This is a genomic window from Bradyrhizobium sp. th-b2, from assembly GCF_000426785.1.
GTDB lineage: Bacteria > Pseudomonadota > Alphaproteobacteria > Rhizobiales > Xanthobacteraceae > Bradyrhizobium > Bradyrhizobium septentrionale.
Map to the genome: position 1 here is coordinate 1 of NZ_AUGA01000120.1, position 10,149 is coordinate 10,149.

Genomic DNA, 10,149 nt, shown 5'->3' on the forward strand with positions numbered 1-10,149 from the left:
TACAAAGCCAGCATTGGGCCACAGCGGTAGACCATCGAAGCACAGCTTCAGCCCCTGGAGGGTGAGCAGCTAGACTACGCCGCCAGCTATCAGAGCAAGCGCGAGGACGGCGGGAACGAGGAACAGCTCAAAAGCGAGGCTGACCGCGATCGGACTCGGCCCCTCCGGAATGAACTGAGGAACTGAAGATGAAGAAGGTTTTGATTATCACCGCGGCGCTGCTGACTGTCGGCGCCGCCCACGCCGCACCTCCTCTCCAGCAGATGCCGATCGATTTCGTCGGCGAGTGGTGCAATGGCGAGACATTCGAAGGCGAGACCAACTGGAAGCTGCCGAGCTAGATCGAAGAGGACGGCGAAAAATGCACCAACATCCTGAGCGTCGACAAATACGAGTTCAGGATGGTGATCAACAAGAAGTCAGAGCGCACCACTACTAGTCGCCGTCGTCCGATCGTTGTCGTGACGATACGCCCAGCTCCTATCAACTCGTAAAGCTTCGTGCGTCCCAAGCCGGTAACTTCGCATGCATCGTCAATCGTGCAGGTGAGCCGCTGAGCGAATGGCCACCGTGCTCAATTCTGCGGCTTTCGGAGCGGATAGACTGACGTGTGACTGTTGTCCGCCAGTTTTCTCTCGTCGATAGTATCTCACGTGGCCCTCCTGTTCGCATAAAGCTCGACAGGACAAGGGTCGATTGTGCGACGAGCAACGTCAATGCGAGCATCCGAGGGCGCTCGCGTACGGCAGCGCACGCTAGCGGCGGTTTGAGTATTTCCGGACACCAAGGGCGACGACGAAATTTTTCGCGAATGCGCCAGTCACAGTGAGGCATCGCGCCGGGGCTAGTCTGCGAATGTCGGCAGCAAATTCCCCAAGCGTTCGCCGCTGTTCACCAGCGTCTTATTCAACCATTATTCAACGAACGCGGCTGATGGCAACTAAGTGCCTGAGTTTGCTGGCGCGCCACCCAGAACAAAACTGCGAACTCTTATGTGATTGAAATTGCAATGTAACCTTTAACAATACCCGGTTGAGGCGCGCGTCCGCGCTCACAATTTCCCGGGGCCATTAGTGGCCGGCGGAGCGTCGGTTCATTTCCTCCAGGGGCTCGCGCAGGGCATCGAACTGCGTGCCGAACCCTTTCCAGTCTCCGGCCTTCAATCGCTCTACCGCCTGGTTGTAACGATCGAGCGCCTGCTGCGCCGGGCTCGCCGCCCCGCCCGCACGGGACACCGTTTCCGTTGCGTTTGAATCCTCCGGCACCGCACCGGGCTCTGCGAACAACGCGGCCAGGGCATCAGCGAGCGTCTCCTTCATCACGACATGCTCACCGTAGGCTGCGATCACGCGCTTCAGCTCCGGCAGATGTCCGTGCTCCGCTCGCAAATAGAGTGGCGATACATAAAGGATCGAGTTGTCGATCGGGATCACAAGCAAATTCGCGCCGCGGATCACCCGCGAGCCATCTGGTTCCATAGCGTGAGCTGTTGCGAGATCTCGGTAGTCTGATTGATCCGCGCCTCGATCTGGAACGGCCCGTAGACGAGCTTTTCCTTGGGGAATTCATAGACGATCAGCTTGCCGTAGTCGGGCGCGTCGCAGCGCGCGGCGAGCCACGCGATCATGTTGTCGCGGCGGCTCGGCACCATGGGAAGCATCAGGAAAAACTCGGCCTGCGGCTCGCCGGGCAGCCGCATGATGATGTAATAGGGGGTCATCACCGAGGTGCCGTCGCCGCCCGGCTGTCGCGGAAACTGCCAGAAGTCCTCGCGGTTGTAGAAAATTTCGGCCTGCTCCATGTGGTAGGTCTGATACAGCCGCGCCTGAATCAGGAACAGATCCTCCGGATAGCGAATGTGCGTCTGCAAATCCGCCGGCATGGTCGTGAACGGCTTGAACAGGCTCGGAAAGATACGCTGGTAGGTCGCTGCAATGGGGTCGCGTGGGTCGATCAGATAAAAATCGACCGTCCCGTTATAGGCATCGACAACAATCTTCACCGAATTCCTGATGTAGTTGAGATCGAGCTCCGGCACGGGCTGCGCGGAGGGGAAATAGGAGCTCGTGGTGTAGGCATCCTGCATCCAGAACATCCGCCCGTTGCTGATGACCAGATAGGGATCATGATCGAGCCTGAGGAATGGAGCGATCGTGCGCACCCGTTCTGTAATATTGCGCCGGATCATGATCCGGCTGTCGGCCGTGATGTAGCTTGAAAGGACCAGGTTCGCGTCGTTGAAGTAGTAGGCGAACAGCGTTCTCCATCCCAATGCTCCAATCGGCATACCGCCAATGCCGTCATAGGCCGCGTAGGCGTTGTCTTTCCCCTTCGGGTAATCGAACTCCGGGATGCTGGCCTTGACGATGACGTAGTCGTCGCTCTCTTCGCCGAAATAGATGCGCGGTTCGTCGATCTTGGGACCGCCGTCGGCAACGGGCGGAATATCGCGCAAATAGAAGAACGGCAGTCCTTCTGTGCTCTTGCGGGTGACTGGGCTCATCACCGCGCCGTTGCCGTGCGTAAACAGCACGTGGCGGTTGACCCAGGTCTGGGCGTTCGCCGGCAGCAGGGAGGCCCGCAGTTCGCGAGCCGAAAGCATCACGCTCTGGTACGAGCCGTCGAGCCAATAGCGATCGACGTCAAGATCGTAGAATTTGTAGTAGGTACGGATCTCCTGCAGCTGCGCGTAGGTATTCGACAGCGGCAGCCAGTCCCAGAGCCGGATATTGTCGATGGTCGCCTTGTTCGCTTCCAGGGTCTTGAAGGTCAGCCTCTGTTCGGCGGCAAACGGCTTGGCTGCGATCCGGTCGAGATTGTAGGCCTGCCTCGTGAGCGCGATGTTGCGTTCGATGTAGGGCTTCTCCAGCTCCAACTCCGTCGGTTTGACGACGAAGTGCCGGAACAGCGAAGGGACGAGGCTCGACAGCACGACAGAGCCGGCGCCGACGAGGATGAACCCGGCGGCAAGAAGCCGGTAGGTGCACGCCCACAAATTGGCCCATGCGATGAACGCCGCGATGATCGAAAGCCCGATCATCAGCCACAGAGCCGGCAGCCCCAGATGGACATCGGTGTAGCTCGCCCCGACCACGACACCATTGTCGCCGTAGAGCAGCAGATAGCGGTCGAGCCCATAGGACCAGGCCTTCACCGCGAACAGAAGGCCAACCAGCGCCGAACCATGCGCGATCACCGTCGGCGAGATTGATCGGTTGTGGACGTCGTACTCGATGTCGCCGCGCGCCCAGTAGATCGCTCCGGCAAACACCGCGCTCAGGACGATTGCGAGCAGCATCCAGTTCTTGATCGCGATATAGGCGGGTAGCGAAAAGAGATAGAAGCCGATGTCCTCGTTGTAGAGCGGATCCTCCTCGCCATAGGGCACCTGGTAGAGAAATTGCAGGAACATGCCCCAATTGCCGGCTTCGCCTGCGGCAACCAGCACGCCGAGCAAACCCGCGCCGAGAACGATAAAGCGAGGCCGGGTTAATCGATCGCACAGTATTGCGGACGGATCGGGCGGCGGCGTAATACCCGCCACCTTCCACGGGTCGACTGCGATCTGTAGCGGCTGCTGCATGGCAAACCGCGCCGCCAACACTCCGTTCAACCAGAGGACGACGGTGGTCGCCGTCAAGACGGCAAAAAACACGGTTGCCTTGGCGCCGATCGCCGTCAAGAAAACCTGCAAGTAGCCAATCGAGGAAAACCACAGCCAATCGACCAGGAAATTGCTCGCGAGCGAGAGCAGGATCAGGCCAATCGTGATGACGACGGCCGCAACGATCAGCCTGACCACGCCACTTTGCCGTGGTGCCTTCCGGCCGGGTCCGGTAATCCCGATCGTCATGGCTTGATCATAGCGGAAATGAGGGGCGCTCGCCGCTTGATTCGTGGTCGGATTGCCCCGCCAAGGCGGGCGACGCGGGTGCTTGAAGCTCCGTCGCCGGGATAGCGAACGAGCACAGGGCGGCAAACTCTGCTGATGCAGACCGGCGCGATCAATCAGTTGTCGAGCAGGATGGCTCCCGAACGGAGTCGCATCGTACAATATCGTGGAACAGCGCGGACTTGGCGCGGGAAGCCAGAAAAAAGCCGAAAACTCTTATGTAATTGAGATTGCTGTATAATTTTAGAAGCATTAAGTGCGGGTGGAAGCCGGCAGCACTCCGTGCCCTCCTATCGAATACGTCATGAAGACGCTGGAGCTCACGGACGAGCAGCCCGCCAGCATCCTGGGCGACAACGCGCCCAAGCAGCTCAAGATCAGCCTCAGCTGACGTTGCGCCAGCGTGACGACGCTAGCGCCCGGTAGCTTCGGCGTCGTCCCCTCGGACGACCGCCGTTTCACCGCGCTGCACCAGCGAGAGTGTGGACCATCCTCGATCTATTTCGCAGCGGCCAGCCAGGCAGCCTGCGACCCCGTGGCGGTTCGCCGAGCGGAACAGTTCGGCGTTGAAGGCGTTTTTTCGCACTCAAGAAGCGCCATTGGAGGGACGCATGTGCTGATGCGAAACGACCGAGCTGCGCCGACGCTTGAGTGTCCCGCGTGCAGCCGGGCGACGCCGCATCGGTTGCTTTACACCAAGAACGGTTGCGACATCTTTCAATGTCGTGACTGCGGACTGGGACGCACCGAGGCATCGAGCTTCGATCCCCTCGCCTACTACGACGATGGCTACTTTTCCGGCCGTCAGTCCGACGGCTACGCCGACTATCGCGGCGCCGAGCCCGTGTTACGGCGCGAGTTCGCCCGCTCGGTCGAATTCATCCAGCGCCGCAAGCCAGAGGGCCGCCTGCTCGAGATCGGTTGCGCCTACGGCTTCTTTCTCGATGAAGCCCGCCGCGCCGGATTTGAGGTGAGCGGCATCGAGCCGGTGGAGGCGGCTGCCGCCCACGCTGGCGATCTCGGCTTGAACGTCGTCTGCGGCCTGCTGAGCGAAGCGACTCTCAAGTCGCTTGGCACCCTGGATGTCATCGTCCTCCTCGACGTCATCGAGCATCTGCCCGACCCGCAGGAAGCCCTCGCGCTGTTCGCGAACCATCTCCGGTCAGACGGAATCATCGTGCTGACGACCGGAGACTTCGGTTCCTTGGCGGCGCGGTCGACCGGCGCGCACTGGCGCCTGATGACGCCTCCGCAGCACCTGTGGTTCTTCAACCGCGACAGCATCGCGTCTCTGGCCCATTCGGTCGGCCTTCGCGTCGAGAGTTCCGATCACCCCTGGAAATTCGTGCCGCTCTCGCTGATCGCCTTCCAGGTCGGTCGCATGCTCGGCCGCAAGATCGCGGCCGGCCCGACCGGCAACCGGTTCGCCATTCCGGTGAACTTGTTCGACGCGATGCGCGTGGTCTTGAGCAAGGCGTCGCCATGATACGAGCCTCCCACGGGTTGTTCTTGTTGCGGATGGATCAGACATGACCGGCCGGATTCGCAATCCCTGGGTCGTTGTCGCGGCGTACGATGAAGCGCCGGCGGTCGGCAGCGTCGTGTCCGGCATTTGCCGCGCCGGATACGCCGTCGTCGTGGTCGATGACGGCTCCGTCGACCGCACCGGCGACGTCGCGTTGCTCGCAGGCGCGGTCGTCGTCCGGCATCCGATCAACCTCGGACAGGGCGCCGCGCTGCAGACCGGCATCGACTACGCCCTCGAGCAGCGTGCGGATGCGCTTGTCACGTTCGACGCCGACGGCCAGCATTCCCCCGCGGCCATCGCGGCGCTGCTCGCGGCGATCGAGCAGCCCGGCATCGATTTCGCGCTCGGCAGCCGCTTTCTCACCGGCGCGACCGCAAATCTGCCGATGGCGCGCCGCATCCTGCTCAGCGCCGCGCTCTGGTTCACGCGCGCAAGCACCGGACTGCCGGTCACCGATACCCACAATGGCCTACGGGCGATGACCTCGCGCGGCGCCCGCGCGATCTCCTTGCGACAGAACCGAATGGCGCACGCGTCCGAGATCCTGCACCAGATCGCGCTCAGCCGCCTGCGCTTTGTCGAAGTGCCGGTGAATATCGAGTACAGCGCCTATTCACTGGGCAAGGGTCAACGCATCACCGATGCGCTGACCATCCTAATCGATCTGTTTGAGCGGAGGCTCTACCGATGATCGCGCAGCTGTTGCTGACGGCCCTTCTGACGTTGGTTCTGGTCTACGCCTGGTCGGCGCATCGAACGGTGCCGATCATCGGCCTGCTCGCGAGCAGCGCGGCGCTCGCCGGCCTCTACTTCGTCTGGATGCAAGAGCACGCCACAGCACTTGCGGCCCTCGTGGGAATCGGGCGCGGCTCCGACCTCATCGTCTATATCTGGGTCGTGATCAGCCTGCTCATCATGCTCAACTTGCATCTGAAGCTGCGGCTCCAGCTCGACATGATCACGCGGCTAGCGCGCGCCGTGGCGATCGATCGCGCCAAGGAGAGCCGGCGTGAGGCAGTCCCCCCGCGAAAACGTCGCCCGGTCACGTTGGGCCGAAAGGCTGGCGCGCCCCCGATTGAATCGCGGGCGAAGAAGTAGATGCCATTGCCGAGTCGCGCCTGACTTCAAGTCGCGGCTGACTTGGCGTCACTCACCGAGCCCGCGACGATTCGCGTAGATCTTGGCGAACGGGCGACCGAATCGCGTGACCTCATCAACCAATACGGCCGTCGTGCCGTCGGCACAGGGCCAGCGCTCGGTGGTGATCAGGTAGTCGGCCTCTTCCGGATGCGTTTCGGCAATCCAGTTGCGACGGAACATCACGCCTGCCAGTTGCTCGCGCCAGGCCAGGCAGATCAGCACGCGCGGCGGATCGCCCGCGAACCGGCCTTCGGCGTCAATTCGATCCTCGAGGCGGCGCAGCGCCTCGGGAGCCGCCATGCTCCAATAATCGAGGTCGAAGCGGCCGTAAGCGCCGGCAACGCCGCCTGCCAGACTGTTCATCGCGATATACTCGAGCGGATGCAGGATGATGAGCGTCGCCACGATGGCGGCCGTGTGCGCGACCCCGAGGGCCGCGGGCACAATCGGGAGGCGTCGGAAGAAGGGCAAGAGGCTCGCAAGCCCGCGCGCGGCCACGACGGCGAGCATTGGGATCACGAACAATACATGGCGGACACCGTCATAGAGCGTCGAGCCCTGCAGGATGAGCACCACGATAGGCCCGAACGCCGCCACACCGACGACGAGCACCGCGCGCGATCCTGCGAGCTCGGCCGCGACTGGTCGCAGGCCCGCGACGCCGGACCGACGCAGGGCGCCGAGGGCGGCGCGGCTCCACCACGCTGCTGCACCGATCCAGACCGCCATGCCGATCAACAGCAACGCCAAAAAGCCCTCCGGCAGGCGCGCCAGGAGCTGTCCGGGGATGTACCAGGCGGGCACGTTATCGGTGAATGTGAGCCGGCTCCAGTTCTGGAATTCGAACGAGGTGTCGAGCGTACCAAAGTGCCGATAGGCCTCGAGGAATTGCGTGAGCGGATTTCCAATCTGCAACCAGGGCCAGAGCGCAATCGCCGTCAGCCAGGCGATGAGGATGACAAGCAACGTATGCAACGCGATCTGGCGCAATTGGCCATAGCCCGCGCGGCCATGGCGCAGCAGCGCCTCGAGCGCGCACAGGCTCATGCCGCCGACGAGGTAGGCGTGCGTAATCACCCCGCCGGTGCGCGTCGCGATGGCGAGGCCAGTGGCAAGGCCTGTCGCAAGAGTCAGAGGCCAGCTCGGCACCTCCTGCCGCACCATCAGGACGATCGCGAGCGTCGACCAGCTCATGGCGAACAGGAACGGCACGTCGATCGGGGCGAAGAACAGGTTGCCGTACAGGTAGCCGGTCAGCAGGCACAGGGTGAGTGCCGTCAATCCAGCCCAGTATCCGACCGTGAGCCGTGCCATCGGCACGACGGCGGCGAGCCCGGCGAGGCCCAACAGGAAGGTCATTGCGTGCCGGACCGTGATCGGGTTCGCGAGCTCAAGCGACTGCACGGCCGCAACAAGCATCTGAAACCACGGTCCATACATCCACAGATACTCTTCGACCGCCTCGAACTGAGACCGGTCCGCAAAGGCGCTCGTGTACCAGGCAAGCGCCTTGGGGCCGTACTCGTCGGTGTTGAATTCGTCGGTGGACAGCCCGTAATCCGCGGCGGTCGCAAGCCCGATGACCAAGGCCACGCCCAGCACCAGGAGCACGACCGACGTCTCAGCATAGCGAGCAGCAAATGCGAGGCCGAGTTTCGGCCTCGCAAACCCAGAGCTGTCGTCATCCACCCGTTCAAGCGCCATGCATTATCCTGCGATCGAGCGGCTGCGCGAGGGGTTCAAGTGCCGGATCAAGCCGTAAACGGTTCTACCCCGCCGCCTGCATCACATCGGGCGACACCTCGCTCAACTGCCTAGTCGCGAGCGCCCCCCCAGCGCACCTCAAGTGTTGTCCGCGGGCTTCGATAACATGCCTGAAGGGAACTTTGTTCCGAAAGTTCAAATCAGCTCGCGGGCGTTTCCGCGGTGAGCAATCAGTTAGCGCGCGACATAGCGCTACCTGACGGGGGCGGCATCGTAGAATGTCGCAGAACATCGCGGAATGTCGCAGCTTGGCGCTCCCTAGGGGAATCGAACCCCTGTTTCAGCCTTGAGAGAATTGCATCGCGTACGTTGGCGAACGTCGGCGAACGAGAATAACACTTGTGATTTCAATTGCTTAGTTCGTACTCGTTTGGTACTGTTCGTGACCATCTTCGACCGCCTGTTGAAGAAAACTTGAAGAAATGGGGAACGGCAGTTGGCGCGGTCTGCGCGGCATTCTTCGCTTGAAACCCGTACGGCTCGTGCGCGGTTGCCGGCGCGACGGACGCCCTACTTCGCAAAAATCGCGAAGGGGCTGCGTCTCGGTTACTATCGCGGCGCAGGTTCGGGATCGTGGGTTGCCAGCTTTTATCGTGGCACACGGGGCTACGAGACGAAGGCGATCGGTGCGGCCGACGACACCATCGACGCTGACGGCGTCACGGTCTTCGATTTCTGGCAGGCACAGGATCAATCTCGTGTCTGGGCGGAGCGGCAACGCCTGGTCGCGGCGGGAATTGTTCGGACCGGACCGTACAAGGTTGAGGATGCCGTCAACGACTATCTGTCGGAGATAGCCGCCGAAAAGAAGCCTGCTGCCGTCAAAGGTGCAAAATACGTCTTCGATGCTTGGATCTTGCCTGATCTGGGGTCGGTTATCGTCGATGAGTTGACGACTGAAAAGTTGACTCGGTGGCGCAATAAGATTGCAACCGATCCCAAGCGCTTGCGAACCAGGCGCGGCGCGGCCAGGCCAGCCACGCGAGAGACCCCTGATGACGAGGATGCGCGCCGCGCGCGGAAGGCCACCGCCAATCGCATTCTTACCGTCCTCAAGGCGGCGCTGAACCGAGCCTTTTATGCCGACCGCGCGTCGTCAGACACCGCTTGGCGTAAAGTGAAGCCATTCAAGAAGGTCGACGAGGCGGTCGTTCGTTACCTCACTCTTGCTGAATCCGTCGCCTGGTTGATGCCTGTCCTCAGGACTTTCGGAAGTTAGTCGAAGCGGCTTTGCATACCGGATGCCGATACGCGGAACTCGGCCGCCTCAAGCGTGAAGACTATAACGATGATAGCGGCACGTTATCCGTCCGGCTCAGCAAGGGCAAAAACCGGCACGTCGTTCTCGCGGAGGAAGGAAAGATTGCTTTCCGGCACTGGACAGCGAACATTGCCTTTGGCGAGCGGATCTTTTTGAGGAGTGATGGAAAGCCGTGGGGGACCTCGCACCAACAGCGGCCGCTTGATGAGGCGAGTGGCCTGGCTGGGATCGTACCAGCAGTGAACTTCCACATCCTACGGCACACTCACGCCTCCTATCTCGCGATGGCCGGCGTGCCCATGGCGGTGGTCGCGCGACAACTTGGCCACGCAGATACGCGAATGACGGAAAAGCACTACGCTCACCTCGCGCCAAGTTATGTCGCTCAAACAATCCGTGAAAGTTTCCCGGCTCTCGGCCTCGCGCCGCCGACGCAGGTCATCGCATTTTCGGAAGCTCACAGCGTAGTTTGTCGCCCGTTAAGAAGCTTCCAGGCGACTGATCTGGAATCGTAATTTGGCTGGAATGACGTTCTGAGATTGCAAGGTTTTGGTGTTTTGTGCA

9 protein-coding genes and 1 pseudogene are annotated in these 10,149 nt (G+C 61.6%); 7 read left to right on the plus strand and 3 right to left on the minus strand.

What is annotated here, in order from left to right; genetic code table 11:
* The first annotated feature begins 188 nt into the window (after positions 1 to 188).
* Positions 189 to 341: a hypothetical protein gene (locus K359_RS62495; RefSeq protein WP_156929055.1), complete on the plus strand. Its 153-nt coding sequence runs from the start codon at positions 189 to 191 to the stop codon at positions 339 to 341.
* Here the strand turns inward: K359_RS62495 and K359_RS66530 are convergent.
* Positions 338 to 538 carry a hypothetical protein gene (locus K359_RS66530; protein WP_156929057.1) on the minus strand — a complete coding sequence of 67 codons (201 nt, stop codon included), beginning with the start codon at positions 536 to 538 and terminating at the stop codon, positions 338 to 340. The genes K359_RS62495 and K359_RS66530 overlap by 4 nt on opposite strands.
* Positions 539 to 1,070: 532 nt before the next feature.
* Positions 1,071 to 3,853, minus strand: a pseudogene (locus K359_RS55750) (UPF0182 family protein).
* 295 nt (positions 3,854 to 4,148) lie between these two features.
* On the opposite strand from K359_RS55750, the gene K359_RS66005 reads away from it, so the two are divergent.
* The 4 genes from K359_RS66005 to K359_RS57990 all read left to right on the plus strand — a co-directional run bounded on the left by K359_RS66005 (position 4,149) and on the right by K359_RS57990 (position 6,518).
* The gene (locus K359_RS66005) at positions 4,149 to 4,283 is read left to right on the plus strand and encodes a hypothetical protein (RefSeq protein ID WP_256375217.1); all 135 of its coding nucleotides are present in this window, start codon (positions 4,149 to 4,151) and stop codon (positions 4,281 to 4,283) included.
* Positions 4,284 to 4,511: 228 nt separating this feature from the next.
* Positions 4,512 to 5,378 carry a bifunctional 2-polyprenyl-6-hydroxyphenol methylase/3-demethylubiquinol 3-O-methyltransferase UbiG gene (locus K359_RS57985; RefSeq protein WP_156929056.1) on the plus strand — a complete coding sequence of 289 codons (867 nt, stop codon included), beginning with the start codon at positions 4,512 to 4,514 and terminating at the stop codon, positions 5,376 to 5,378.
* A 43-nt stretch (positions 5,379 to 5,421) separates the two neighbouring features.
* The gene (locus K359_RS0144705) at positions 5,422 to 6,111 is read left to right on the plus strand and encodes a glycosyltransferase family 2 protein (protein WP_035978298.1); all 690 of its coding nucleotides are present in this window, start codon (positions 5,422 to 5,424) and stop codon (positions 6,109 to 6,111) included.
* Positions 6,108 to 6,518, plus strand: a complete 411-nt coding sequence (locus K359_RS57990; protein ID WP_051346788.1) for a DUF2304 domain-containing protein — start codon at positions 6,108 to 6,110, stop codon at positions 6,516 to 6,518. Before K359_RS0144705 ends, K359_RS57990 begins: the two co-directional genes overlap by 4 nt.
* Before the next feature lie 48 nt (positions 6,519 to 6,566).
* On the opposite strand, the gene K359_RS0144715 is transcribed toward K359_RS57990, so the two are convergent.
* Positions 6,567 to 8,264, minus strand: a complete 1,698-nt coding sequence (locus K359_RS0144715) for a hypothetical protein (protein WP_029084876.1) — start codon at positions 8,262 to 8,264, stop codon at positions 6,567 to 6,569.
* Positions 8,265 to 8,760: 496 nt separating this feature from the next.
* On the opposite strand from K359_RS0144715, the gene K359_RS65275 reads away from it, so the two are divergent.
* Positions 8,761 to 9,543 carry a hypothetical protein gene (locus K359_RS65275; RefSeq protein ID WP_245284919.1) on the plus strand — a complete coding sequence of 261 codons (783 nt, stop codon included), beginning with the start codon at positions 8,761 to 8,763 and terminating at the stop codon, positions 9,541 to 9,543.
* A gap of 11 nt (positions 9,544 to 9,554) precedes the next feature.
* On the plus strand, positions 9,555 to 10,100 hold the full coding sequence (locus K359_RS65280; RefSeq protein WP_051346790.1) for a site-specific integrase: 546 nt from the start codon (positions 9,555 to 9,557) through the stop codon (positions 10,098 to 10,100).
* Positions 10,101 to 10,149 lie beyond the last annotated feature (49 nt).

What these genes read in the sequence shown, in the direction of transcription:
- K359_RS57990 (WP_051346788.1), top strand. Translation starts at nt 6,108, where the DNA reads ATGATCGCGCAGCTGTTGCTGACGGCCCTTCTGACGTTGGTTCTGGTC.
- K359_RS57985 (WP_156929056.1), top strand. Translation starts at nt 4,512, where the DNA reads ATGCGAAACGACCGAGCTGCGCCGACGCTTGAGTGTCCCGCGTGCAGC.
- K359_RS0144715 (WP_029084876.1), bottom strand. Translation starts at nt 8,264, where the DNA reads ATGGCGCTTGAACGGGTGGATGACGACAGCTCTGGGTTTGCGAGGCCG.
- K359_RS0144705 (WP_035978298.1), top strand. Translation starts at nt 5,422, where the DNA reads ATGACCGGCCGGATTCGCAATCCCTGGGTCGTTGTCGCGGCGTACGAT.
- K359_RS62495 (WP_156929055.1), top strand. Translation starts at nt 189, where the DNA reads ATGAAGAAGGTTTTGATTATCACCGCGGCGCTGCTGACTGTCGGCGCC.